We start from the raw sequence: 25,036 nt of genomic DNA on the forward strand, positions 1-25,036 counted from the left end.
TTCATGAGCCGGCGGGCTGGGAGATCCACAAGCCTTGCGATTCGAAAGGTTATTCGTAGATGACCAACTCCCTGCTGAGCGCAATCTTCTTGGGTTCACCCCGCAACCCGGTGATGTAGTAGTTTTCGGCAATCTCTTCCGACACCACCTTCAGAAATGCGATGCTGATCAGGGAGCACTTCTCGTTGATCGAGTTGTCGTACGGGTCGGTCACCCGGATGATGCTCTCCTTGGCTTTGTCTGGATTCTCCCGAAACGTGATCCTCTTGTAGATTTCCATCAGCTCTGTACGATAGTCGGGCAACTCTTTGAAAAGGATCCCTTCCGGATGTCTCAGAAACAGGAGGTAGACAGCCTTTGGCAATGGGCTCATCTTCACCTCCATCATGTCGTAGTCCATCAGGTAGATCCTGAAATCTGACGCGATTCTCAGACGGCTCAGCTTGCGGGTCGACCTCTGCAGCTCCTCGAGGAATTCGATCAGTCTGGAGAGGTAACCGGCCGTTTGCAGCTTCATGATACCCTCCATGAGATCCTCCGGAACCTGGAAGGCCATCTTTTCGAAATTCTCGTCTGCCGTGATTTTGTCATCCCTTTTCCCCTTGGCATACTCTTTAGACTCAGATTTGAATAAAGGGGAATAGGCTATGTGCTTGATAAACGGCTCCTCCTCCGCCAGAAGCCAGTTTCTGGATTTATGCTGTGCAATTTCTTCGATAATGGCATCGATCGACTGGTCGAGATTTTCGCGGGTAATCTTTTCCAGGGGAAACCTCACTTCGTAACCCTCATCTCCCAGCTCCCTTTCGGCGATATAGGCCAGCGTAGGGTGGTCACTCTTGATGCAGTAGTTCTGTTTAATCCGGAGTGTAAGCGCAGCCAGATCAATCTGTGAATGCCCGATGTAGGGGAGGTGGTAGGCAATCATCCTCTGAAAATCCCCATCCTGGAAGAGTCGTGGCGGATAGATGAATGTAATCCCCGCCCTATCCAAGAATTGGCTGACAATGGCGGAGTAATTATATGGTAATTTCTCATGTCGGTATCTTGTTCTCTTTTGTGATACTGTATAGGGGATTCCGGTTGCTTGCAAGTCGAGAGTTCAGGATCTCTTTCGAGCAAAGCAGCCAATTGGATCGGGACTGTTATTAATCTTGCTGATATTTTTCCAGCCTCATCTCTTTTCCGTCAAAGAGGCCGTATGAGAAGTGCTGGATCCAGTCGCCGATATTGATAACGTGTGTTTTTTCGTTCAATTGGAAGTCCAGAACCAGATGGCGGTGCCCGAAGACAAAATAGTCGATGTCGGGTGTCCGTACAATTTCCTGTTTGGCAAACTGAATGAGGTATTCCTTATCTTCTCCCAGAAAATCCTGCACACCTCCCGCCTCGCGGCTTTTATTCGACCAGGCATGTGCAAGACTTACCGTCCATCGGGGATGGATCGTCGCAAAACAGCTCCGCAAGAATTTACTGTGAAAAAGTTTACGAAGCAGTCTGAATGCGATCGACTTGTCGGCCAGTCCATCACCGTGGGCGATAAAGAATTTTTTGCCGGAAATTTCCGTGAGCAGCGGTTTGCGGTGAACGATCAATCCGCATTCGTTCTGAAGGTAATCGGTAAGCCAGATGTCGTGATTGCCGATGAAAAAATAGATCGGAATACCCGAATCGCTGATCTCGGACAGTTTTCCCAACAGTCGCGTGAACCCTCGGGGAACCACCGTCTTGTACTCGAACCAGTAATCGAAGATATCTCCCAGCAGGTAGATGGCCTGCGCATCTTTTCTGGCGAAATCCAACCATCTGCACAGCTTCCGTTCCGTATTAACGGAATCGGTATGCATCTTTGAGCCTAAATGAACATCGGAGACAAAATAGACCTTGCTGCCCATCATCACATAAACCCAAGTTCCAACAATGCCTCCTCGCTCATCATCGATTTATCCCAGGGTGGATCAAACGTCAGGTTGATATCCACTCGGTTTACTTCCGGGATGGACTCGATCTTCATCTGGATGTCCATCAGGATAAAGTCGGCAGCGGGACAGCTGGGGGAGGTGAATGTCATCTCGATGGTTACATTGTTGGCGTCATCGATATCCACGTCATATATCAATCCCAGGTCGTAGATATTCACTGGAATTTCAGGGTCATACACGGTGCGGAGCAGGACCACTATCTTATCTTGCAGTTTTTGAAGTTCTTCGTTCATATTTTTTATTTGTTAAATGATTCCGTTGTCGGCAAAACTGTAATAGGTCTCGCCACAAACGATGATATGGTCAAGTAACGTAATATCCATCCATTTGGCGGCCTCTTTCAGTTTCTTCGAGATCGTGGTATCCTGCGTGCTCGGCATGCAGTACCCTGACGGGTGATTATGCCCAAGCACGATGCTGCTGGCATAAAGGTTGATTGCCTCACGTAGGATTAACCGTATGTCTACTACTGTTCCAGATATTCCACCGCGGCTTACCTGCATGGTGGAGATTACCTTGTTGGAGCGGTCGAGCAGCAATGCCCACGTCTCTTCGTGGTTTAAATCTGCCAGAAGTGGGTAGAGAACGATAAAGGCATCGTTCGAAGAGGTGATCTTATCCCTCTTCACCGGCTCTTCCGATCTTCTTCTTCTGCCCAACTCCAGAGCGGCGACAATAGTGATTGCTTTTGCCGGACCGATACCCCGGAAATTACGTACCAGGTCGTTAACGCTGAAACGGCTCAATTTGTTGAGGTTGTTATCGGCTTTATGCAAAATTCTTTTACTGAGCTCAACTGCGCTCTCTTTATCATTCCCTGAACCGATGAGAATGGCCAGCAACTCGGAGTCGGACAATGCTGAAACACCTTTCAGCATCAGTTTTTCACGCGGACGATCCTCTTCCGCCCACTTTTTAATGCTGATTTTTTTCATTCTATTCAATTCATGGTCTGCTACAAAGGTAATATAAAAAAAGACACCGTAAAATACGGTGCCTCTCTTCTCTATGTGTGAGATCCTTCTATGTTGACGTAACGGGATTACTCTTTCACACGTTCAACATATGTGCCTGTGCGTGTGTCTACCTTTATCTTTTCACCTTCGTTGATAAAGAGTGGAACACGTACTTCGGCTCCGGTTTCGAGAGTAGCCGGTTTCAGCGTGTTGGTAGCCGTATCGCCCTTGATGCCCGGTTCGGTATAGGTAACCTGCAGCACGACATGTGTTGGCATTTCCGCTGTCAAGATGGTTCCACTCTCGGCATGGATCTGAACCTCTACCAGATCGCCTTCCTTCAGGAACTCCACTCCTTCTATCTGTTCTGCAGGAATGGGTACCTGTTCGAACGTCTCGGTATTCATGAAGTTATATCCCATATCGTCCTGATAAAGGTATTGGAACGGACGGCGTTCGATGCGAACCTCATCCACCTTGACTCCCGAGTTGAAAGTTTTTTCGAGAATTCGTCCCGTAGTCACGTTCTTAAGTTTTGTGCGAACGAAGGCAGCGCCTTTCCCGGGTTTCACGTGAAGAAATTCAACAATGAAATAGTATTGTCCGTCGAGGTCGATGCACATTCCGTTTCTGAAATCAGCTGTTGTTGCCATAAATTATTGTTGTCTGAATTATGTTTGGATTAGGCCGCAAAAGTAATGGTTTTATTCCAGAACAGCAAATAAATTAACGTGTTGAGCATCTGGCAGAGTCAAGCAGCAAGTGCAATTTACATTAATTGTTTGTAAAACTCAACTTTGGGTGTGTTAAAGTCCAATTTTTTCCTCGGTCTTTCATTCAGCCTGTGCTGTATCCGCTTCAATCTGTCGGGTGGATAGTCCTTGAAGGACGCCCCCTTGGGGATGTATTGCCGGATGAGCTTGTTCGCGTTTTCGATCGATCCTTTTTGCCATGCCGAATAGGGGTCGGTGAAGTACACCGGGGCTTCCAGCATCTCCGTGATCCGTTCGTGCGCCGCGAACTCCAAGCCGTTGTCCGTGGTGATCGTCCTTATCACGTCCTTGTTGCGCTGCAACTCCCTGGACACCGCTGAAGGACTGACACCTATCAAGCTCGCGATCGTCCGCTGGGTGTCACCGTTTTCTAAACCTAAATAAATCGCGTACCTTTGTTCTGAAGTTAACTGTTTGTATTTTTTCATAAGCAACATAATAGTTAATTTTAGGGAGACTTCGGTCTCCTTTTTCTTTTATGTTGCTGTCCGACTCTCTTCGGGGGCTTGCGCGCCCCCGGCCGTTAGGCAACCCCCCCCGGTGTTTTTCATGATTGTTGTGAAGAATCATTTCAAAAAACAACACGTGGATGTTGCACTTCTAAGTTGAACTTAGGTCTTTTTCCATGCTGGTAGTTGAGAGTGGACCATCAGTGCACAAAAGCATTTGATGCATCGAGAATGATCTTGATCAGGAAGAACAACGTCAATATGTACATGGTGATGCTTACATCCTTGACTTTACCCGACAAGAGCTTGACAATGGTGAAACTCAACATTCCGAAAATGATTCCGTTGGCAATGCTGTATGTGAACGGCATAAAGATGATGGTGATGAATGCCGGAAATCCTTCGCTTATTTCGTTGAAATTGATTTCAGCGACCGAGCTCATCATGAATAGACCGATGATGATCAAGGCAGGAGCAGTTGCAGCTGCAGGCACCATCAAAAATATCGGAGCCAGAAAAAGTGCAAGGACAAACATCAAGGTCGTGCTCACACTGGTAAGTCCGGTTCTACCACCGGCAGCCACACCCGAAGCACTCTCCACATAGGAGGTGTTGGGGCTGGTACCCAGGAGTGCACCCACAAATGTCCCCAGTGCGTCGGCAAAAAGGGCCTTTTGCAATTGAGGGAAGCTGCCGTCTTTTTCCGATTTTCCAATTTTTGAGATAACACCGATCAACGTGCCCATTGCATCGAATATGTTTACCATCAAGAAGGTAAATACCACGATCAGCATGTCGAAAGATAGAATACTGCTCCACTCGAACTTGAAGAAGATGGGCTCAATACTGGGAGGCAAGGTAATCCAGCTGCCCTGGGGCAACTGTATCAGGCCCAAGAATGCTGCAAAAATTGTGGAAACGATGATACCGATCAGGATGGCGCCATGAACCTTCATTACCAGAAGTACGGCAATTACGATCAGGCCGAGCACGGCAATCCATACATTTGGATCGGCCATGTTGCCAAGCTGGACGAGCGTGAAAGGGTTACCCGTAACAATTCCAGCACTTTTCAATCCGATTATGGTGATAAATAGCCCGATACCGATAGGAATCGCATTTTTTAGTGCCACCGGGATATTGTCTACAATAATTTTCCGGATGTTGAAGATGGTCAGCAACATAAAGCAGAAACCGGAAATCAGAACGCCGGTCAAGGCAAATTGCCAGGTGTGCCCCATGGCAATCACCACACTGAAGGCAAAAAAGTTGTTCAGCCCCATCCCCGGTGCCTGCGCAATGGGAACATTGGCTATAAGTGCCATGAAGAGAGTTCCGGCAATAGCCGCAACTGCAGTCGTCGTAAACAGGGCGCCTTTGTCCATGCCTGTCTCACCCAATATTTGAGGATTGACGGCCAGGATATATGACATGGTCAAAAAGGTGATGACACCGGCCAGAATCTCCGTGCGAACATTGGTGCCGTTTTGCTTGAGTTTGAAAATTTTTTCTAACATGATCGTTCAATGTTTATCGGTGGATTGTTAATGACAATAATGTGTCGATCAGAAGTTCCATTTTGTGGCCAGTGTGGGGATAGCGTAGAACTTGTCGGCACCGGCGAAGTTATAGCTCAACTCGACCTCTGTACCCAAAGCGAAGTTGGAGGTGAAGTTATACCACAGTTGCGGTTCGCTCAACATGATCAGTTTCTTGCCGCCTTCTCCGTTAACCCGGTCCTTGTTTTCACTCCACAAATCGAGGAAACCGCCCAATGACACTTTACTGTTGGGGAATGCAGAATTCCAGGTCAGAGTCCACTGAACGTCGTGGCTCAGTTTGGTAAAAGCATTCAACTTGTAGGCAACATAGGTTCCCATGAAGAAATTTCCAAGCTGGAAAGGATACTCTGCACCGGCAAGATAGGAGCTGGGAATCGAGAAACCTGTTCCAAGGCCACCGTTGTATTCGAGATGGGGCATCAATGCAAAATCCTTGATCTTGAATGCCCGCGCAATCTCGGCGTAAACCAGACCGATGTTCCGCTTGTCACCATTAAGATCGAAATCGACGAACATGAATGTCGAGCCCCATGCATCGGGTTTAAACATCTCGAAAGTAGCCGTAAGGTAGTTCTTTGCAGCTACGTCATTGCCGTAGAGAGCATTGCGTGGATCGAAGTGCAATTGTAAGTTTTGCGCATTCAACGAGGTAAGTGCCACTAATGACAAAGAAAGCAGGAGTAATTTTCGCAACATAAATATTAAAATTTAGAGATTATTGAAAAGAAACGGCGAAAATAATAAAAAAATGTAAACTAATCGGGCTTTTAATGGATCTTTTTTATCTTTTATTTAATACCATCTCCAGTTATTGGATAAATTTGTATTTTTGCTTTTATTTATAAATTCAAGCTTAGTTATCATGCAGGGAAATATTTTGCAACCTCTGGTCATTTACAACACGCTAACTCGTGCCAAAGAACTTTTCGAACCAATCAACCCCCCTTTTGTAGGGATGTATGTTTGCGGACCAACGGTCTACAGTGATGTGCATTTGGGAAATTGCCGGACCTTTATCTCTTTCGACCTGATTTACAGGTATCTGCTTCATATTGGATATAAGGTGAGGTATGTGAGGAATATTACCGATGCGGGACATCTGGAGGGTGATAACGATGAGGGCGATGATAAATTTGCCAAAAAAGCAAAACTTGAACAGTTGGAACCGATGGAGATCGTACAGAAATATACCCTCGGTTTTCATGAGATATTGAGGATCTTCAATACGCTACCTCCCAGTATTGAGCCTACAGCAACCGGACATATCGTGGAGCAGATAGAGATGGTGAAAAAGATTCTGGATGCCGGATATGCTTACGAAATAGACGGGACGGTATACTTTGATGTAGAGAAGTACAACCGGGAGTATCCTTATGGAGTTCTTACGAACCGTAAACTGGAAGAACTCCTCGAGGGAACACGCGAGCTGGGCGGACAGGATGAAAAGAGAGGGAGGCTCGATTTTGCCCTTTGGATCAAGGCCAAACCCGAAACGCTCATGAAGTGGCCGTCGCCCTGGGGTTGGGGATTCCCCGGATGGCACATAGAGTGCTCCGCCATGAGCACCAAATACCTGGGTACAACCTTCGACATTCACGGCGGGGGGATGGATCTGCAGGCTACACACCATACCAACGAGATTGCGCAGTCGCAGGCATGCCACCATACAGCGCCGGTAAAATATTGGGTCCACACCAACATGCTTACGGTTAACGGTGCCCGGATGTCGAAAACAGCCGGTAACGGATTCTTGCCCCGTGAGTTGTTTACAGGCGACCATCCTTTGCTGGAGCGGGGTTATTCTCCAATGACCGTCCGCTTCTTTATGGCTCAATCGCATTACCGCAGTACGCTCGATTTCTCGAACGAAGCGTTGCAGGCTGCAGAAAAGGGGTACAAGAGGCTGATGGAAAGCATCAGGCGTATCCGGAAGATTGAACCTTCTGCCCACTCATCGGTTAACATCGATGAACTTCGCGCAGCCTGCTACTCAGCGATGAACGACGATTTCAACAGTCCTGTGCTTATCGCACACCTGTTTGAAGCTGTGAGAATCATCAATTCGGCAATCGATAAAAAAGAGACCCTTACGGCAATCGATATTGATAATCTGGAGAGCCTGATGAAAACCTTTGTTTTCGATATCCTGGGATTGAAGGACGAGAGTGAGGAGCATGCAGGCAGTGATGTGATCAACGGCCTGATGGAGCTGATTCTCGACATTCGGAAATCGGCCCGCGACAATAAGGATTGGGCTACATCCGATAAGATCCGCGACCGGTTGAAGGCTGCAGGAGTGGTGATTAAAGATACCAAGGAGGGTGTGGAGTGGCAGATTTGAAGTAAATCGTCATGCAGATCATTCTCTCTCCCGCCAAGCGGATGAACTTTGATCTCCAGGAAGGAGATTCAATAGAGACAACCGTGCCGTTGTTTCAGGCAAAGAGCATTGAAGTGCTGGATGCCTGCAGGACTCTCTCTGAGGCAGATGTTGCTGAAAAGATGAAAGTACACCGCAATATTGCCCGGCAGGTATACGGATACTTTCAGTCGTTCAACTCCAGGACGGTTCCTCAGCGAGCTGCTGCACTGGCTTATGACGGTATTGCCTATAAAGGGTTGAATGCACACGATTTCAATGACGATGAAGTAGCGTTTGCCCAAAGACACCTCAACATCATTTCGGGACTCTATGGAGTGTTAAGACCTTTCGACCGGATAAAACCGTATCGTTTGGAGTTTTCCAGAAAAATCCAGCCCGACGGATATAAAGACCTGTACGATTTCTGGAAGGAGGATGTAAACCGGTATCTATCCAAGAAACTGGCAGGAGAGGAGAGGGTTGTCATCAATGTGGCCTCCAAGGAGTATTCCGGCATGTTATACCGGAAACTGTTGCCTGAAAATACCCGTATCGTTGAGGTGGTTTTTCTGCAACAGGAGAATGGTGAACTCCGGCAGGTCGTGGTCCACAGCAAGAAAGCGCGTGGACTGATGGCACGATTCATCATCAAGAACCGGCTGAAACTTGTTGAAGAGGTGAAAGCCTTCGATTATGAGAACTATTTTTTCTATCCACAACTTTCAACTGAAGATAAATGGGTATTTATCCGATAACTAAATAACTGCATGAAAGAGAAGCGATCTACATTCAGATCTAAGCTGGGAATGGTGGCAGCGGCCGCAGGTTCAGCCGTAGGGCTGGGAAACATCTGGCGTTTCCCGAGTGAAACGGCCGACGGCGGAGGTGCGATTTTTATCATTATCTATTTAGCTTGTATCTTGTTCTTTGGAATTCCGTTGATGATGGCCGAATTTTTAATCGGACGTTCATCCAAGGCAAATGCCGCAGGGGCCTTTAAAAAACTGGCACCTGGTACCCCCTGGAAATGGGTGGGCAGACTGGGTGTCCTCACCGGATTCATTATTCTGGGATTCTATATGGTGGTCTGTGGCTGGACAGTTGATTATTTTATTCAATCCGTTACCGGAAGCCTGAAGGGGGTGAACGATTTTTCTGCCAATTTCAGTTCTCTGCTTGCAAACCGTCCGAAGCAGGTAGGCTGGATGTTTTTTTTTGTAATACTTACAGCATACTTTATTTTTGCCGGTGTACAGAAGGGAATTGAGCGGTCGGCAAAGATACTTATGCCGCTCTTGTTTCTATTGCTCGTCATTCTGGTTGTCAGATCGATATCGCTAAGTGGGGCAGGTGCAGGTATCGACTTTCTCTTTAAACCCGATTTCCAGGAGGTAAAATCCACCGTTTTTCTTGATGCCATGGGACAAAGTTTTTTCTCCCTGTCGTTAGGAATGGGATGCATGTTGACTTATGCCTCATATTTCACCGAAAATTCTAACCTGACAGCGACCGCTGTCAAGGTATCTCTTCTCGACACAGCAGTGGCCCTGCTTGCGGGACTGGTAATCTTCCCCTCCGCATTCGCTCTTACCGCTAATCCAGACACCATTGTTTCGGATCTGGTGAAAGGAGGTCCCGGATTGCTCTATATTACCGTTCCGGAGTTATTCAATCAAATGCCCGGTTCGATGATCTGGTCGGCCATGTTCTTTCTCCTTCTGACCATTGCGGCGCTGACCTCTACCATTTCACTGATGGAGGTCGTAACGATCTATATTCAGGAAGAACATCGAGTAAGCCGGAAAGAGGGATTGCTGTTGGTGGTACTGGGGGTGTTGATCCTGGGTACTGTCTCTGCCCTTTCCCCCTCCTTTTTCAACGGACTTGACATGATATCGGCAAAGATAATGCTCCCAGTAGGCGGGTTGTTTATTTCACTCTTTGCGGGATGGTATCTCGATAAGCGGATTATTCAGCTGCAGTTGACCAACAACGGGAAGATCAGGTTCGGGGTTAACTTTCTGAAAGTGTACAGTTTCATACTGAGGTATCTTGCTCCGGTGGCCATTCTGTTGATCTTCTTGTATGGATTGATCGGGCAGTAATGATTTTTCCCTCAGACGCCTGGTATTTCCCCGCACCAGGTGCTGGGGAGGATCTTTTTCATGAATAACAAGGAAACGTTTTAAATAATACTAAAGAGCATCCATTGCTTTGGGACTCCGTAATTTATTACTATTTTTGTGCAAAAATAGCAGCACGGCATGCAATATAGAATTCATCCTCCCGAAACGTTAAAAGCTACCGTCAATCTTCCGGCATCCAAGAGTATCAGTAACCGGGTACTTATCCTGAATGCGTTAAGCTTGAATACCGAACCGGTGGAGAATCTTTCCGACTGTGAAGATACCCAGGTTATTATTGATGCTTTCAACTCCAAATCCAATCTGTTTGACGTAAAAGGGGCCGGTACGGCCATGCGGTTCCTGACCGCTTTTCTGGCCGGAATGGACGGGGAATGGATCGTTCAGGGATCAAAACGGATGCACGAACGCCCCATCTATCCGTTGGTGGATACGCTAAAATCAATTGGGGCAGATATTGAATACCTGAAGAATGAAGGGTATCCGCCGTTGAAAATCAAGGGAAAACGATTGTCGGGAGGTGAGGTGCAAGTGCCCGGTAATATCAGTTCCCAGTTTATCTCGGCTTTGATGATGGTGGCCCCAACCATGGAGAAGGGTCTGATAATCAATATTCAGGACGAAATCATTTCAAAACCGTATATCGTGTTGACCGCCAAACTGATGGAGGAGTATGGCGTTCATCTCAAATGGGAAGGAAACAGGATAAGGATAAAACCACAATCATATAAACCGGTAAGTTTCAAGGTTGAGTCGGACTGGTCGGCAGCCTCCTACTGGTATGCGATGGCATCCCTATCTGCCCAGGCGGAGGTTACCCTGCTCGGATTGTATCCAAACAGTTGTCAAGGCGATGCAAACCTGGTAAACCTCTTTAAGGATCTGGGTGTCTCAACCGAATTTGTTTCGAATGGCGTAGTCATCCGGAAAAAGGGGAGACCGATCAAGAAGTTTTTCCATAATTTCATCTACGAACCCGATCTGGCGCAAACTTTTGTCGCCGCTTGTTGTTTTCAACATGTACCGTTTATTTTCTCTGGTTTACAAAGCTTACGCATCAAGGAGACCGATCGGATTGCGGCGTTGAGGAGGGAAATGAAGAAACTGGGATTTGTTCTGCGTGAAACCGACAGCGAGATGTTGGAATGGGACGGTGAATGCTGTTTTGTTGAAGAGAATGCAGTGATGGATACCTACGACGACCATCGGATGGCGATGTCGCTGGCACTGGCTGCCATCCCCTTCAAATCGGTTACAATGAACGACCCGCAGGTAGTGAGCAAATCATATCCCAATTTCTGGGAAGATTTGAGAAAAGCCGGTTTCCGGATTGAAGAGATCGGATAATCTTTTGCTGCAGTTACTGCAGCCTTATAAATTTCGCAGCTGAGTCTGCGAATTAACTTCATAAAATTATGACAAGTTTATATATTTTGCTCGGAATCATCCTCTTCTTCGTTATTGCGTTGTACCTCTCAAACCGGATACAACGCAGAAAGGGAAATGTCCAGGAGCGTGAGACCCTGCCACCGTCGATTGACGCAAGAACGAAAGAGGAGAAGGAGAGTGGGTGTTGCGGTATGCACGAGGTTTGCGAGAAAGACAGCCTGATCGCTGCTTTTCGTGAGGAGCCTGAATATTTCGACGACGAAGAACTCGACAGGTTCCGATTACGGGATTCGGGCAGCTATTCAGACAGTGAGGTGGAGGAGTTCCGTGAGGTATTCTACACCATCGTGGATGAAGAGAAACCGCGTTGGGTGCGTAGCCTGCAACTTAGGGGCATCGCAGTTCCCGATCAGATTAAAGATGAGATTGTTCTCGTTGTCAACGACTTGCGTGAGGCTAAAATGCATGCTTGATTCCACCCATGGAGATTTTTGAACTTCTGAATTATGCCTTTTTCAGGAACGCACTGCTGGGAAGCCTTTTTGCCAGCATAGCCTGCGGCATTATTGGCACCTATGTGGTGACCCGCCGACTCGTTTTTATCAGCGGCGGAATCACCCATGCCTCGTTTGGTGGATTGGGCATCGGGTTCTATTTTGGACTCAATCCCATCTTTTCGGCGATGCTGTTTTCGGTACTCTCGGCATTCGGCATTCAGTGGTTGTCTCAAAAACAGGGTGTCAGGGAAGACTCGGCCATTGCCGCTTTCTGGTCGCTAGGCATGGCGGTGGGCATCATGCTTACTTTTCTTACTCCGGGGTATGCCCCAAATCTTTCGGAATACCTCTTCGGAAATATCCTCACCATTACGCGGACCGACATCTTTTCGCTTGCAACGCTTACGATATTGCTCTTCTCGTTTTTTGCCATCAATTACCATGCCATCGTATCGGTATCATTCGATACGGAGTTTGCCCGGACCCGAAGGGTCAATACCCGCTTCATTGAGTATGCGATGATGCTCTTTGTGGCTGTCACCATAGTACTCAGCATCCGGCTGGTGGGGATTGTGTTGCTGATGTCGCTCATTACCGTTCCCCAGATGACGGCCAACCTGTTTACCGTAAGCTATTCGCGGATCATCTCCCTTTCCATCGCCATCAGCTTTCTTGCCTGCGTTGTCGGTTTGTTGTTGTCATACTATCTGAATGTGCCATCCGGCGCATTCATCATCTTCGTGTTGATTGTGATCTTTTTCGCCGGAAAGCTTCTGGTGGGTTTTCGCCAGGGCCGGTCCAGACGATAAGATCCAAATGGAGCAGTTAACCTGCAGTAAAATAATGACTATTCGATAGGAACTATGAAGAGGCAACCTGTTGTCATCGGTATCGGAGAACTTTTGTGGGACATGCTTCCAACGGGAAAGAAAGTTGGAGGCGCACCCGTTAATTTTGCTTATCATGCCTCCCGGATGGGGGCGGCAGGTTATGCAATCAGCGCGGTGGGATTTGATCAGCTTGGGGATGAACTTCTCCGTGAGATTGATAAGGCCGGGATCAACGCAATTATCGAGAGGGTTGACTATCCTACCGGGACTGTACAGGTAGAGCTCAATGATGGCATGCCTGATTATACGATCAACGAGGGGGTAGCATGGGACCATATCCCCCTTACCTGGGCAATGGAGCAACTGGTTGCAAAGGCCGATGCGGTTTGTTTCGGAACATTGGCCCAACGATCGGAAATCTCTCGCAAGACCATAATGAGACTCCTCTCATCTGCCCCAGCAGATGCTTATAGGATCCTCGACATCAATATCCGCCGTGACTATTATTCGAAAGAGCTTGTAACCGATTCGTTGAGGAGTTGCAATGTGTTGAAGATAAATGATGAGGAGCTGATGTTGCTGAAAAGGTTGTATGGAAAAGAGCAAGATACCGACGAGGCTCTATCTCGCTGGTTGCTGGATCAATATAAACTCATTTTTTTGATCCTTACCGCCGGGGCCGATTACAGCACTATCTACACACCCCGGGATATCTCCTGTATAAAAACTCCGGAAGTGGACGTAGTGGATACGGTGGGGGCTGGCGACTCCTTTACCGGTGCGTTCATTTCTGCTCTGCTTCAAGGGAAACCGCTTCCTGTTGCACATCAGGTGGCGGTAGAGAGGGCTGCCTATGTCTGCACGCAGTCGGGGGCATGGGTGTAAAATGGTGTTTCCGATCATAACATGGGCAAATATGATGTAAAATATATCGTTGTCGGATTAATCCTTTCCCTCCTTGCTTCAGGATGCTCCACAAGGAGGAATACCCCTGGCACACGTGCCTGGCATGAACTTAACACGCGCTATAACATCTACTTCAATGCGGAAACCGACTATAATGAGACCCTTGAGTCGGTTTTTGAGAATTATCGTGACAACTATCAGGCATGGCTACCCATGTACCCCAACAGTGCTGTTTCCAACGATACGGTGATCAAGATGCCGGGCGGACCTTTCGACCAGGTTGTCGAGAAGATGACAAAAGCGATCCGGGAGCACTCCATCACGGTAAAACCACGCCGCGACCCTTCCCGTCCCAATACGCAGGAATATCGCGACTGGCTCCGGCAGGAGGAGTACAATCCCTTTATCGACCGCGCATGGCTTTTGATGGGAAAGGCGCACCTGCAGAACAGGGATTATACCGAAGCGGTTTCAGTATTAGCCCATACCGTCCAACGCTTTGCTCACGATATTGATGTGGTCTCCGAAGCAGAGATCTGGATGATGAGGGCTTATGCAGAGATGGGTTGGTTTGCAGAAGCAGAGAGCCTTGCAACGGCATTGAAGCTGCGTAAGTTGCCCGTGGAGCTCGGCGAAAGATTCACCGAGTTTTATGCTTTTCTACTTCTTAAGCAGAAGAGTTACCGCGAAGCTCTTCCATTTCTCGAACAGGCGATCAGAAACGAGAAGAACCGGAAACAACGTCGCAGGCTTACTTTCCTGGTCGGACAGATATATGCTTACCTGGGGGACAGTGAGCATGCATATAACGCATTTGAGCAGCTAGCAGGCTGGGACACCCCCTATGAAGAGCTGATTAATGCCCGGATAGCACAGGCCCGGCTCGCCACAGGCGGCAGGGCCGTTGATGCGTTGCTAAAGATGGCCGAAAAGAAGAGGAACAGTGCCTTTCTCGGGCAGATTCATGCTGCGATCGGTGCGGTCCATTTGTCGCAAAACAACCTGGATAAAGCCATTGAGAGTTTCCTGATTGCAGAAAAGGAAAGCATGGGTGATGCTGCTGAAAAGGCGCAGATAGAGGTGGCACTGGGCGATATCTACTTCAGCCGAAATGCATTTGTTCAGGCGGAGTCAAGATATTCGCAGGCATTGGGGAAATTGCCTGAGCAGCATGAAAGCTATTTGCGGGTGAAGTTTCGTGCCGATTTGTTGGGCGAGCTGGTTCCCCATCTTGCTGCGGTTGCGGTGTGGGACAGTATACAGCAACAGCCCGTTACGCAGGAGATTCGGGAAATGGCAGCCGACAAGGCGGAAGCGGCATTGTTCCGGATCGGAGATATTGCAGCTGGACGGCTAGGTAATATTGATTATGCCGTTGAAGCTTATAGCCGACTTTTAAGCGAGTTTCCGGAATCGACCAGACGGAGAGAGATCTATTCCCGGCTTCTGTTGATCTTTCTAATGAGAGGAGATCAGGAAATGGCCCGGAACTTCAAGGAGAAGATCGTTTCGGAGTTCCCCGAAAGCGAGTATGCCCTGGCCATGGAGGATCCCGATTACGATTATGTTATACGCAACTATGCCAAGGTACAGGATTCCCTTTATCAGGATACTTATCTGGCATACAGGGAGGGTCGGACCGAAACGGTTCAGCGAAACTTCGAGCGTGCAAAGAGGCTCTTCTTCAACGGCCACCTGATGCCTAAATTCACGTTGCTGAGTGCCCTTTCGCGGGGACAATCGGGAGACCTTGAAGAGTCGACGGCGCTGTTGCAAGAACTTGCCCAAAAACAGCCCGAGAGCGGGGAGGGTGCATATGCACGGCAAATAGTGACAGGTCTGTCAGAGGGGAGAGCGATGGTTGCAACCGCATTGCCATTTACGGAAATTGAACAGAGACCATCTCCTGTCATGATCAACAGCCAGGCAGATTCGGTTTATTTCGACAGCAATAAGGATCTGACACACAGTTTGTTGTTGCTTTCTCCCTCAATCCCCTCCAGAAGAGACGAACTGCTATTTGCGGTTTCCGATTTTAATTTCTCCAACTTCCAGGTCAGAACTTTTCGGTCGGACTTTACCTCACTTCCCCCCTACGATGCGCTTCAGGTGAAGCCATTCCAATCGTTTGCGGAGGCTGGCAGGTATCTTGCCATGCTTGCCGCCGATACTGTTTTTAGGCAGAACATCACTGCCGGTATTGTTCCCCTGATCATCTCCGATCAGAATTTGGCCGCTCTCCAGTCAGGCAAACCTCTTGCTGCCTATCTGGATTTCTTCCGCGATCAGCTGGATGATCTTCCAGGCGACTCCCTCGGCTCCATTGAACCGATTAGCGTGGAGTGGAAGAGTGTGGAAACTGAAAAAAATGTACCTTTGAATCCTGTAACAACCGATTTGCGGGATAGCGACGAGCGGCTTTCCGCTGAACAGCTTCGGGCAGTATTGGAAGCAAAGGAGAAGGAGGCTCTCGGCCAGGTCGACAAGAGAGTCTCTAAAGGCGAAAGGGAGCGGCTGTTGAAAGAGCGTGAGCGGTTACGTAAAAAAGAGATAAAGGAGCGGGAGAAGGAGTTGAAGCTGCGGTTAAAGGCTCGTGAAGAGGCGTTGAAACAGCTGGAGCGCGAGCGCAGACAAAAACTGAAAATGGAGGAGCGTTTACGCAAGGAGAAGCAGCTGGAGCGTGAACGTATTCTGAAACAACAAAAGCGGAAATGAAAATAGTATTTGCTACCAACAACCCACATAAGCTGGAGGAGATCAGGAAGATCACTGACGGTACCATTGAGATACTTAGCTTGTCGGATATCGGCTGTCACGAAGAGATTCCCGAAACCGGAGCAACCCTCGAAGCGAATGCACTGATAAAGGCGCAGTTTGTGAAAGAGCGGTATGGTTACGACTGTTTTGCCGACGATACCGGCCTCGAAGTAGATGCACTTGGTGGAGCTCCAGGAGTATATTCGTCCCGGTATGCCGGTGAGGCGTGTAACCCTCAGGAGAATATGGATAAGCTCTTACGGGAGTTGAATGGCAAAAGCGACAGGAGTGCCCGCTTCAGAACGGTTATCGCCCTATTGCTTGATGGAGAAACACTCTTCTTCGAGGGAGAGGTAGCCGGCAGGATAATTGAAGAGAGGCGAGGCGAGGCCGGCTTCGGCTACGATCCGGTTTTTGTACCTGATGGCTACAACCAGACTTTTGCCGAACTGGGTAACGACGAAAAAAACAGGATCAGCCACCGTGCGATAGCTACCCGGAAAGTGGTTGAGTTTCTTTTGTCGGTTTAAATGATTATCTTTGAACTATTAACGTTTTAAATCCAGATACATGACAACTTCTATTCGCACTGGCATCATCGGATACGGATTATCCGGAAGAGTATTCCACGCGCCGTTCATCGATGTGGTGGATGGCTATGAACTAACCAAAATCAGCACGCGCAAACCGGAAAGCGTAAGCTTGATCAACCGGAGGTACCCGTCCACGGTTGTTGTCCCTGACGGACAGGATATCATTGACGACCCTGCCATCGATCTGGTTATCGTCACTTCGCCCAATACCGACCATTTCCGGTGGGCTAAGGCAGCCCTTCTTGCAGGGAAGCATGCCGTGGTGGAGAAGCCCTTTACCGTGAGCGTTGCCGAGGCAGACGAACTGATAGAGCTGGCGAAAGAGAAGGGAAAGGTGCTTTCCGTTTATCACAACCGTCGATTCACCAGCGATACCAAAACGGTACGGAAACTGCTCGACAGCGGATTGCTGGGAGAGGTGCGCGATTATGAGTCGCACTTCGACCGTTACCGTCCGGAGCCTCGCCCTTTCGGGGCCTGGAGGGAGAAACCGCTTCCCGGGTCGGGCATTTTTTACGATCTGGGGTCGCACCTTATCGATCAGGCACTCTGGTTTTTTGGAATGCCCGAGGCGGTCACGGCAGAAATCAATGCTCAACGCCCCTGGGCAAAAGCGGATGATCATTTCGACGTAAGGCTCCATTATCCTGCCTTTACTGCCACACTGAAATCGGGAATGCTTTGCAAGATTCCGGGAGCCACCTACATGATACATGGCACCAACGGTTCCTATGTGAAATATGGACTGGATGTGCAGGAGGCGACCCTCGACGGTGGGGCGATTCCCGAAGGAAAGGATTGGGGGCGTGAACCGGAAGCGATATGGGGGAGAATTAATGTCGATTACAAAGGTGTCAAAATCCAGGGAAAGCTTGAAAGCGAGCATGGCGATTACCGGGAGTATTTTATTAACCTCCGCGATGCCATCTGGGGAAAAGCCGAAATAGCCGTCAAACCGGAAGAGGCCCGTAATGTCATGCTGATCATCGAACTGGCTTTTCGCAGTAGCGAGGAGAGGCGAACCATAGAGGTCGAGGGCCAATAGCATTACGCTCCGGTTGCCGGGACAATCTCTTTTTTATTGTGCGCCGTGCATGATTAATAATTAGGTGGTGAGAGTCCACTACGGGGGTAGGTAGCGACCAACCGTTAGCCAGAAGCAAGGGTGTCCACTGCGAGGTGGAATCTGAAGGGAGCTCGCGGCAAAGTCCCGGTACGGCGGGTAGCCATACCCAAAGGGGAGAGAAAGACACGCCATTTAGGTATTCCCACGGTAGTAGACCTTACGCCCATATATGATCGGGAGTTCAGTGATACGAGCTACGGTTTCCGCCCGGGGCAAAGCAGCCATGATGCGTTACGCCAGGCCCAATGCTATATCACATCGGGCTACAAGTATGCCGTAGAACTGGACTTGGAGAAGTTCTTCGACACGGTGCACCATAGCCGGCTGATAGAAATCCTGTCCAGGCGGGTCAAGGATGGGCGGGACATCTCGCTTATCCACAAATACCTGATGCGGGAGTAGAAATAGGCGGGGAGTTTGAAAAAAGCGATCGTGAAGTACCCCAGGGCGGCCCCTTAAGTCCGTTGTTGGACAACATCATGCTCAATGAACTGGATCGACGGGGTCACCGGTACGCTATGCGGACGACAGTCTTTATTTTTTGTAAGAGTAAGCGTGCCGCTGAACGAACACGGGATAGTATCATCAGGTTCATAGAATCAGTACTTTATCTTCGAGTGAACAGGGAAAAGACGCATGAGAGGTATGTGGGGGAAATGAAATTCCTCGGATACAGCTTCTACATTAAATCGGTCGAATGCCGTTTAAGTGTCCATAGTACGAGCTATGAGAAACTCAAAAGCCGGTTAAGGGAATTAACCGGGCGTAGCAACGGTATGGGATATGAAAGACGGAAAACCGCCTTGCGTCTCTTTCTTATGGGCTGGCTTGAATACTTCAAGTTAGCCGACATGAAGAGTAAATTACAGGTATTGGACGAATGGTACCGTCGCCGCCTGCGGATGTGTATCTGGAAGAATTGGAAAAAGGTGAAAACCCGCTTCAAGAATCTTATGCGATGTGGAATTGACAAGTCAAAAGCGTGGGAATGGGCTAACACCCGGAAGGGATACTGGTGCATCTCTAATAGCTGGATACTAGGTCGGGCATTGAATACTGATATCCTGAGGCAAGCCAATTATCCTTTTCTAATGGACTGTTATCGTAAAGTAGTATCGTAAGTAAGGAACCGCCCTGTTACCGAACGGTATGCCGGGTGGTGTGAGAGGTCGGAAAATAAAGTAGGAAGAAAACTACTTTATTTTCCTCCTACTCAATTTCAGTCGACAGGAAGGATCACTTTTTCCCTTCCGGCTGCTTAACCTCTTCCACCTTCATATTGAGCTTTTCGATAGCGGCCTTCAGCTTCTCGGGCGAGGTGCGGTCTTTGCGGTAGGTGATCCTGATCGTATTCTTCTCCTGGCTCACATCCAGTCCCGTAACACCCTTCTCAAACGGAAGGTTGTTGTTCACCTTGCGGACGCAGTTGTGGCACATCTCTTCGCTGGTTACGAAAAACTCAACGGTCTCTTTCTTATCGTCCTTCTTTTGCTGCTTCTGAGCAAATGTTACGCCCGTCGAGAGGGCTACGATTGTGAACAGTAAAACTAATCTTTTCATTGCAAATTCAACATTTAAATTACTGACTACAGATTTGACATATTAATACCTTGGAATTGTAAAACGTAGGCCTGCATAGATTTTGCGCCCGTGTACCGGTCCCCACACCATGGTGGCGTCGAAATTGTCACCACGAGGATTTGCTGCATCGATGATCGGGTTCTCCTGACGGAAATCGAACAGGTTCTCCACACCCAGATAGATGTCCAGGTTCCGGAAATACTTTGTAATCTGCCCGTTTACTATGGTGAACGGATCGAACCGGTCGTTCCATAACCGATTTGTTACATCGGGACTAGGCATGCGGCCGCCACCATTAAACTGTCCGGTCAGGTCGAACTGCCATTTGCGCAACGGGGTTTGATAGGATGCGGTAACCAGTCCTTTATAATCGTTCATCAGCGGTTTGGCAAGGAACTGCACCTCTCCGGTCTGGGAATTGATAAAATCTGATTTTGCACGCGTATACCGGTAGGCCGCCGTAAAGGTGAAGCCGTCGAAAAATGGGTAGCTCATTTCAACCTGGGCACTGTTGGAGTAGGATTTTCCACCATTGAGGTTGTAAAAGCTGATGGCATGCGGATCGCTGTCCACATCCACAACCACCTGCTTGATAAAACGGGTGTGATACCACTCACCGGTCAGTGTCATCTGGCGGTCGCCGATCGGGATATATACCGTGGTGTTGAGTCCGGCATTCCAAGCCTCTTCCTGGTCGAGGTCCCCGGCGATCTCAATCCGGCGTGAACTGGCCAGCAGGTAATTATTCTCCGCCAGTACGTTTGCCGTACGGAACCCTTTCCCGACAGAGCCCCGCAGGTGAATCCACTCGGCGGGATTGTATTTCAGATGGAGACGGGGTGTCACAAAAAATCCGTACATTGAACTGTGATCGGCACGAATTCCCCCCAATGCGATAAATTTGTCGTTGAGATTGAAAGTGTATTGCAAATAGGCACCGGGGACCACCTCTTTACGGTCGTAGGGGCTGTTTTGCAACGTCTCGTCGAACGCGTCATAGTTGAGACTCAATCCGGTACTGATGTTGTGCCTTTTTGAAAAGTCATTTTCATACATCAGGCTTACGTACAGGTTTTTCTGGGTAACATCGTAAGGGGTGCGGTCATATATTGCTTTCTGGTCGTGGAAAGAGCCAGACGCAATCATCGCCACGCTTTCGGCCAGTTCGTCATTGCGGAACACATAGGCCTGCTTGGTGTAGAACTCGCCACGATTGGTCTTCAGTGAAATCCTATAGGGGTCGACGATATCGTGGTGTGCATCATCCTGTCCACCTGTCCGCTCCTCGTGGATATACTTCATCCCATACTGTGCTACGTACTTGCCTGCCTCGTGGTTCCAACGGTTCATGAAATTAAACTGCTCAGTTTTGGGATAATCCAGAAACCCGTCGTTGTTTACATCGTGCGCGTGCGTGTCGTTGGAGTAGTGTGCAAATAGTCCGGTGGTAAGCTTTTCGTTGATATGAATCCCCGCATCCACATTGGCTTCCATACGGAGGGCATCGCTGCCGAAAAGGTTTACGAAGAGCTTATCCATGGTCTGCGGCTTTTTGTATTCTACGTTGATCTGTCCGGCAAGTGCCTCGTAACCATTTTTCACCGATGAGGTACCTTTCGAGATGTAAATACCCTCCATCCACGATCCGGGCACATAATCCATCCCGAAGGGTGATGATACGCCACGGAAGTTGGGATAGTTTTCGGTAAGCATCTGCACATAGGTGCCTGAAAGACCGAGCAGCTTGATCTGCTTCGCCCCGGTGGCGGCATCGCTGTACGCAACGTCCACGGAGGGATTGGTTTCGAAACTTTCACCCAGGTTGCAGCATGCGGCGCGATGGATCTCGCCCAACGTTACCTTTTGCGTCTGCAGAACAGCGCCACGTTGTGTGACAGTGCCCGGAGAACGGCGGCTAACCACCACCTCGTCGAGTAGCTTGGTATCCTCGATCAGGATCACTTTCAGTTCCCCATTCTGATCGTCAATATGGAGTGATTGTGTTATGTAGCCTGTATATGCAATAATGAGGTGCTCGTGATGAGTGGCGGCATCGATCTCAAAATAGCCGTTGACATCGGATGTCACCCCTTTTTTCGATTTTTCCCAATAGATATTGGCGCCGATAATCGGCTCATTGCGTTCATCCACGATGTAGCCCCTGATCTTTTCGGCAGCAAGGGATGGGAGGGCAATGATGACTATAAGAAGTAATAAAATGATTTTTTTCATTGATTTATAATTTAGTGAATAGGATAGATGGTGTTGCCTTGCGTATCAACAGATGGTACTCTCCCGGCAGGCCGAGAGATACGTAATCATCCACTAAATTATAAGCACAGTGAGCAGTGAGCTGTAATCCTTCCTGCTCAGGTTAGGCGGTTTTTGGGAATGTCGGTTGACATACTCCGGTTGGATAGGCAACACCGGTTGATATTGCGCCTGTCGGGCTGCTAGCGTGGAGCAGAAATCCAGTTCAGTTACGACCGGTTGCAGGTTAATCTCTTCGCTCGTTGATTGTGTCCACTTCACCTGAATGCGCTCTACACCGCAAACATCGGCAAGATCGAACTCTTCTCCGCAAGCGTGACCGCCGTAGTAGGTGATCACCTCCCCGGAATGGTGCTCGTGATGGATTTCGCAGCATTTTTGCTCGATAACGGCTGTGAGACCGGCTTTGCGACAATCGTCACAACAGAAGAAATAGGCATTCACTCCCGAGCCGCCATACATGATGACGACGGAAAGCAATAGCACCAGGAGTGTGAACAACTTTCTCTTCATAACCGCACAAAGATAAGATTCAAGATTGAAAATATGCCAATAGGATTTGTTAAAGAAGCATAAAGATCCGGTTATGCATCGATAAATCAGCACCTTCTAAAACTCTGTACAGTCACCAGTGGCCAGTTTTCAGCATATTGAGTGTTGACCTGCTTACTGCTTGCGAAGGGTGCTACTCAATCGCTTAACTCCTTTCCGGGAAAGAGCATGGTGCCAGACTTCCGCGATCCTGCAAGCCTCCTCTCTGTAAAATTCTTGAGAATCCTACCCTTTATAATTCACAAAATCATTACATTTGCAGTTCAAAAAAATCGGAAGAAAACGATATAGAGGTTATGATAAAAATTACATTCCCCGATAATTCGGTTCGGGAGTACGAAAAAGGAATCACAGGATTACAGATTGCCGAAAGCATCAGTCCGAGATTGGCCCAGGAAGTATTGGCAGCCAGTGTTAACGGCGAAACTTGGGATTTAACCCGTCCAATTTGTGAAGATGCAACACTTCAATTGCTCAAATGGGATGATGCAGAGGGCAAACATGCATATTGGCACTCTTCGGCGCACCTGATGGCGGAAGCGCTGCAGGAGCTCTATCCGGGAATAAAGTTCGGTATAGGTCCGGCCATCGAGAACGGTTTCTATTACGATGTTGATCCCGGAGAAGGCGTCTCCATCAAGGAGTCGGATTTTCCCGCCATCGAGAAGAAGATGATGGAGCTGATCGCAGCCAAGGAGGAGATCAAACGCGAAACCATTTCAAAGGCTGATGCCATCAAGATGTTCTCCGACCGTAACGAGCAGTACAAAGTGGAACTGATCAACGAACTGGAGGATGGCACCATCACCACCTATACCCAGGGGAAATTTACCGATCTTTGTCGCGGTCCCCATTTGCCCAATACCTCATACATCAAGGCGGTAAAGGTGTTGAGCGCTGCTGGAGCATACTGGCGTGGCGATGAAAAGCGTCCGCAGCTGACCCGTCTGTATGGCATTACCTTCCCGAAAAAGAAGATGCTTGATGAGTATCTAGAAATGATCGAGGAGGCCAAGAAACGCGATCACCGGAAAATCGGAAAGGAGCTCGAACTCTTCACCTTCTCTCAGACTGTCGGGGCGGGTCTGCCTCTATGGCTCCCCAAGGGCACGCAACTCCGTCTGAAACTGGAGGAGTTTTTGAAGAAAATTCAGCAGCAGTTCGAATATGAGCAGGTAATCACACCCCATATCGGGGGGAAACAGCTCTATGTCACATCGGGACACTACGCTAAATACGGAAAGGATTCGTTTCAGCCGATACATACACCGGAGGAGGGTGAAGAGTTCTTGCTGAAACCGATGAATTGTCCACACCACTGTGAGATTTACAAGGCATTTCCGCGTTCTTACAAAGACCTGCCGCTTCGCCTGGCCGAATTTGGAACCGTATACCGTTACGAACAGAGCGGTGAACTGCACGGGCTTACACGGGTGCGTGGCTTTACGCAGGATGATGCGCATATCTTCTGCATGCCAGAACAGGTAAAAGATGAGTTCCTGAAGGTGATGGATATTATCTTTATTATCTTTAAGGCTTTGAATTTTAAAGATTTTGAAGCACAGATCTCGTTACGTGATCCTGCCAATAAGGAGAAGTATATCGGGTCGGACGAGAACTGGGAAAAAGCTGAACGTGCCATCGTGGAGGCTTGTGAAGAGAAGGGGATGAAGGCGCGTGTAGAGCTGGGAGAGGCTGCCTTCTACGGACCTAAGCTCGACTTCATGGTAAAAGATGCGCTCGGCAGACGCTGGCAGCTGGGAACCATTCAGGTGGATTACAATCTTCCCGAACGGTTCGAGCTGGAATATACCGGGGCTGATAACCAGAAGCATCGTCCGGTGATGATTCACCGTGCTCCTTTTGGCTCGATGGAGCGTTTTGTGGCGGTACTTATTGAACATACAGCCGGCAAGTTTCCGCTGTGGTTAACACCAACCCAGGTGATGATTCTTCCTGTAAGCGAGAAGTTCAACGATTACGCCTACAAGGTGGCCCGTACTTTAAAATCTCATGATATCCGCGCTGAGGTAGACGACCGGAATGAGAAGGTGGGCCGGAAGATCCGCGACAATGAACTTAAGCGTATCCCCTATCTGTTGATTGTGGGAGAGAAAGAAACAGAAAATGAAGAGGTTTCGGTAAGAAAACAGGGCGGAATTGATCAAGGTTCAGAAAAATTAACTACTTTTGCAAACAGAGTGAAACAGGAGGTGGATGAAATGATGAATCCACAGGTAAACATTTAATTAAATTCGTTTTCGACAATCCAACAGTATAAACATTTTAAAAGAAAGGAATAATAC

The 25,036-nt window shown here is 48.5% G+C and carries 22 protein-coding genes and 1 pseudogene; 12 read left to right on the plus strand and 11 right to left on the minus strand.

What is annotated here, in order from left to right; all coding sequences use genetic code 11:
- Nucleotides 1-49: 49 nt before the first annotated feature.
- The 8 genes from ING2E5A_RS02020 to ING2E5A_RS02055 form a co-directional block, all read right to left on the minus strand.
- The gene (locus ING2E5A_RS02020) at nucleotides 50-1,093 is read right to left on the minus strand and encodes a hypothetical protein (RefSeq protein ID WP_071135967.1); all 1,044 of its coding nucleotides are present in this window, start codon (nucleotides 1,091-1,093) and stop codon (nucleotides 50-52) included.
- A 55-nt stretch (nucleotides 1,094-1,148) separates the two neighbouring features.
- Nucleotides 1,149-1,895, minus strand: a complete 747-nt coding sequence (locus ING2E5A_RS02025; RefSeq protein ID WP_083373399.1) for a UDP-2,3-diacylglucosamine diphosphatase — start codon at nucleotides 1,893-1,895, stop codon at nucleotides 1,149-1,151.
- A 2-nt stretch (nucleotides 1,896-1,897) separates the two neighbouring features.
- Complete coding sequence (locus tag ING2E5A_RS02030; RefSeq protein WP_071135969.1) at nucleotides 1,898-2,215, minus strand: metal-sulfur cluster assembly factor; 318 nt, start codon at nucleotides 2,213-2,215, stop codon at nucleotides 1,898-1,900.
- A 12-nt stretch (nucleotides 2,216-2,227) separates the two neighbouring features.
- A complete protein-coding gene (gene radC / locus ING2E5A_RS02035; protein ID WP_071135970.1) occupies nucleotides 2,228-2,917 on the minus strand; it encodes a RadC family protein in 690 nt (229 codons plus the stop codon).
- A 107-nt stretch (nucleotides 2,918-3,024) separates the two neighbouring features.
- The gene (gene efp / locus ING2E5A_RS02040; protein ID WP_071135971.1) at nucleotides 3,025-3,591 is read right to left on the minus strand and encodes an elongation factor P; all 567 of its coding nucleotides are present in this window, start codon (nucleotides 3,589-3,591) and stop codon (nucleotides 3,025-3,027) included.
- Nucleotides 3,592-3,707: 116 nt separating this feature from the next.
- Entirely contained in the window at nucleotides 3,708-4,148 is a 441-nt protein-coding gene (locus ING2E5A_RS02045) for an IS30 family transposase (RefSeq protein WP_449421128.1), read from the minus strand.
- Nucleotides 4,149-4,360: 212 nt separating this feature from the next.
- A complete protein-coding gene (locus ING2E5A_RS02050) occupies nucleotides 4,361-5,677 on the minus strand; it encodes an NCS2 family permease (protein WP_071135973.1) in 1,317 nt (438 codons plus the stop codon).
- A 48-nt stretch (nucleotides 5,678-5,725) separates the two neighbouring features.
- Nucleotides 5,726-6,418 (minus strand): DUF5020 family protein, encoded by a 693-nt coding sequence (locus tag ING2E5A_RS02055; protein WP_071135974.1) that lies wholly within the window; start codon nucleotides 6,416-6,418, stop codon nucleotides 5,726-5,728.
- Between the two features lie 178 nt (nucleotides 6,419-6,596).
- Between ING2E5A_RS02055 and cysS the strand changes: the two genes are divergently transcribed.
- The 11 genes and pseudogenes from cysS to ING2E5A_RS14935 all read left to right on the plus strand — a co-directional run.
- Entirely contained in the window at nucleotides 6,597-8,063 is a 1,467-nt protein-coding gene (gene cysS / locus ING2E5A_RS02060) for a cysteine--tRNA ligase (RefSeq protein WP_197678536.1), read from the plus strand.
- 11 nt (nucleotides 8,064-8,074) lie between these two features.
- Nucleotides 8,075-8,839: a YaaA family protein gene (locus tag ING2E5A_RS02065; RefSeq protein WP_071135976.1), complete on the plus strand. Its 765-nt coding sequence runs from the start codon at nucleotides 8,075-8,077 to the stop codon at nucleotides 8,837-8,839.
- A gap of 12 nt (nucleotides 8,840-8,851) precedes the next feature.
- Nucleotides 8,852-10,189, plus strand: a complete 1,338-nt coding sequence (locus tag ING2E5A_RS02070; RefSeq protein WP_071135977.1) for a sodium-dependent transporter — start codon at nucleotides 8,852-8,854, stop codon at nucleotides 10,187-10,189.
- Nucleotides 10,190-10,348: 159 nt separating this feature from the next.
- Nucleotides 10,349-11,575, plus strand: coding sequence for a 3-phosphoshikimate 1-carboxyvinyltransferase (locus ING2E5A_RS02075; RefSeq protein ID WP_071135978.1), 1,227 nt, complete (start codon nucleotides 10,349-10,351; stop codon nucleotides 11,573-11,575).
- A 68-nt stretch (nucleotides 11,576-11,643) separates the two neighbouring features.
- Entirely contained in the window at nucleotides 11,644-12,090 is a 447-nt protein-coding gene (locus ING2E5A_RS02080) for a hypothetical protein (protein WP_071135979.1), read from the plus strand.
- Nucleotides 12,091-12,098: 8 nt separating this feature from the next.
- Nucleotides 12,099-12,923, plus strand: a complete 825-nt coding sequence (locus tag ING2E5A_RS02085; protein ID WP_071138144.1) for a metal ABC transporter permease — start codon at nucleotides 12,099-12,101, stop codon at nucleotides 12,921-12,923.
- 54 nt (nucleotides 12,924-12,977) lie between these two features.
- Nucleotides 12,978-13,829 carry a carbohydrate kinase family protein gene (locus tag ING2E5A_RS02090; RefSeq protein WP_071135980.1) on the plus strand — a complete coding sequence of 284 codons (852 nt, stop codon included), beginning with the start codon at nucleotides 12,978-12,980 and terminating at the stop codon, nucleotides 13,827-13,829.
- A 21-nt stretch (nucleotides 13,830-13,850) separates the two neighbouring features.
- Entirely contained in the window at nucleotides 13,851-16,565 is a 2,715-nt protein-coding gene (porW, locus tag ING2E5A_RS02095; RefSeq protein WP_071135981.1) for a type IX secretion system periplasmic lipoprotein PorW/SprE, read from the plus strand.
- Complete coding sequence (locus ING2E5A_RS02100) at nucleotides 16,562-17,137, plus strand: non-canonical purine NTP diphosphatase (RefSeq protein ID WP_071135982.1); 576 nt, start codon at nucleotides 16,562-16,564, stop codon at nucleotides 17,135-17,137. Before porW ends, ING2E5A_RS02100 begins: the two co-directional genes overlap by 4 nt.
- A 40-nt stretch (nucleotides 17,138-17,177) precedes the next feature.
- Nucleotides 17,178-18,245 carry an oxidoreductase gene (locus tag ING2E5A_RS02105; protein WP_071135983.1) on the plus strand — a complete coding sequence of 356 codons (1,068 nt, stop codon included), beginning with the start codon at nucleotides 17,178-17,180 and terminating at the stop codon, nucleotides 18,243-18,245.
- Nucleotides 18,246-18,410: 165 nt separating this feature from the next.
- Nucleotides 18,411-19,447 (plus strand): annotated as a pseudogene (locus ING2E5A_RS14935) (reverse transcriptase domain-containing protein); the annotation flags it as partial.
- A gap of 115 nt (nucleotides 19,448-19,562) precedes the next feature.
- Here ING2E5A_RS14935 and ING2E5A_RS02120 read toward each other — a convergent pair.
- The 3 genes from ING2E5A_RS02120 to ING2E5A_RS02130 all read right to left on the minus strand — a co-directional run bounded on the left by ING2E5A_RS02120 (nucleotide 19,563) and on the right by ING2E5A_RS02130 (nucleotide 22,691).
- Entirely contained in the window at nucleotides 19,563-19,886 is a 324-nt protein-coding gene (locus ING2E5A_RS02120) for a heavy-metal-associated domain-containing protein (RefSeq protein ID WP_071135986.1), read from the minus strand.
- A 42-nt stretch (nucleotides 19,887-19,928) separates the two neighbouring features.
- Nucleotides 19,929-22,139 carry a TonB-dependent receptor gene (locus ING2E5A_RS02125; RefSeq protein ID WP_071135987.1) on the minus strand — a complete coding sequence of 737 codons (2,211 nt, stop codon included), beginning with the start codon at nucleotides 22,137-22,139 and terminating at the stop codon, nucleotides 19,929-19,931.
- Nucleotides 22,140-22,232: 93 nt separating this feature from the next.
- Nucleotides 22,233-22,691, minus strand: a complete 459-nt coding sequence (locus ING2E5A_RS02130) for a hypothetical protein (protein ID WP_071135988.1) — start codon at nucleotides 22,689-22,691, stop codon at nucleotides 22,233-22,235.
- A gap of 335 nt (nucleotides 22,692-23,026) precedes the next feature.
- Between ING2E5A_RS02130 and thrS the strand changes: the two genes are divergently transcribed.
- Nucleotides 23,027-24,979: a threonine--tRNA ligase gene (gene thrS, locus ING2E5A_RS02135; RefSeq protein WP_071135989.1), complete on the plus strand. Its 1,953-nt coding sequence runs from the start codon at nucleotides 23,027-23,029 to the stop codon at nucleotides 24,977-24,979.
- The last annotated feature ends 57 nt before the right edge of the window (nucleotides 24,980-25,036 follow it).

Origin of the sequence: Petrimonas mucosa (genome assembly GCF_900095795.1) — a bacterium.
Classification (GTDB): domain Bacteria; phylum Bacteroidota; class Bacteroidia; order Bacteroidales; family Dysgonomonadaceae; genus Petrimonas; species Petrimonas mucosa.

Coding starts and splice junctions, on each gene's coding strand:
- radC (WP_071135970.1), bottom strand. CDS start 2,917: ATGAAAAAAATCAGCATTAAAAAGTGGGCGGAAGAGGATCGTCCGCGT.
- ING2E5A_RS02090 (WP_071135980.1), top strand. CDS start 12,978: ATGAAGAGGCAACCTGTTGTCATCGGTATCGGAGAACTTTTGTGGGAC.
- ING2E5A_RS02070 (WP_071135977.1), top strand. CDS start 8,852: ATGAAAGAGAAGCGATCTACATTCAGATCTAAGCTGGGAATGGTGGCA.
- ING2E5A_RS02055 (WP_071135974.1), bottom strand. CDS start 6,418: ATGTTGCGAAAATTACTCCTGCTTTCTTTGTCATTAGTGGCACTTACC.
- porW (WP_071135981.1), top strand. CDS start 13,851: ATGGGCAAATATGATGTAAAATATATCGTTGTCGGATTAATCCTTTCC.
- ING2E5A_RS02075 (WP_071135978.1), top strand. CDS start 10,349: ATGCAATATAGAATTCATCCTCCCGAAACGTTAAAAGCTACCGTCAAT.
- thrS (WP_071135989.1), top strand. CDS start 23,027: ATGATAAAAATTACATTCCCCGATAATTCGGTTCGGGAGTACGAAAAA.
- ING2E5A_RS02130 (WP_071135988.1), bottom strand. CDS start 22,691: ATGAAGAGAAAGTTGTTCACACTCCTGGTGCTATTGCTTTCCGTCGTC.
- ING2E5A_RS02050 (WP_071135973.1), bottom strand. CDS start 5,677: ATGTTAGAAAAAATTTTCAAACTCAAGCAAAACGGCACCAATGTTCGC.
- ING2E5A_RS02125 (WP_071135987.1), bottom strand. CDS start 22,139: ATGAAAAAAATCATTTTATTACTTCTTATAGTCATCATTGCCCTCCCA.
- ING2E5A_RS02085 (WP_071138144.1), top strand. CDS start 12,099: ATGGAGATTTTTGAACTTCTGAATTATGCCTTTTTCAGGAACGCACTG.
- ING2E5A_RS02080 (WP_071135979.1), top strand. CDS start 11,644: ATGACAAGTTTATATATTTTGCTCGGAATCATCCTCTTCTTCGTTATT.
- ING2E5A_RS02105 (WP_071135983.1), top strand. CDS start 17,178: ATGACAACTTCTATTCGCACTGGCATCATCGGATACGGATTATCCGGA.
- efp (WP_071135971.1), bottom strand. CDS start 3,591: ATGGCAACAACAGCTGATTTCAGAAACGGAATGTGCATCGACCTCGAC.
- ING2E5A_RS02025 (WP_083373399.1), bottom strand. CDS start 1,895: ATGGGCAGCAAGGTCTATTTTGTCTCCGATGTTCATTTAGGCTCAAAG.
- ING2E5A_RS02100 (WP_071135982.1), top strand. CDS start 16,562: ATGAAAATAGTATTTGCTACCAACAACCCACATAAGCTGGAGGAGATC.
- ING2E5A_RS02030 (WP_071135969.1), bottom strand. CDS start 2,215: ATGAACGAAGAACTTCAAAAACTGCAAGATAAGATAGTGGTCCTGCTC.
- ING2E5A_RS02045 (WP_449421128.1), bottom strand. CDS start 4,148: ATGTTGCTTATGAAAAAATACAAACAGTTAACTTCAGAACAAAGGTAC.
- ING2E5A_RS02065 (WP_071135976.1), top strand. CDS start 8,075: ATGCAGATCATTCTCTCTCCCGCCAAGCGGATGAACTTTGATCTCCAG.
- ING2E5A_RS02120 (WP_071135986.1), bottom strand. CDS start 19,886: ATGAAAAGATTAGTTTTACTGTTCACAATCGTAGCCCTCTCGACGGGC.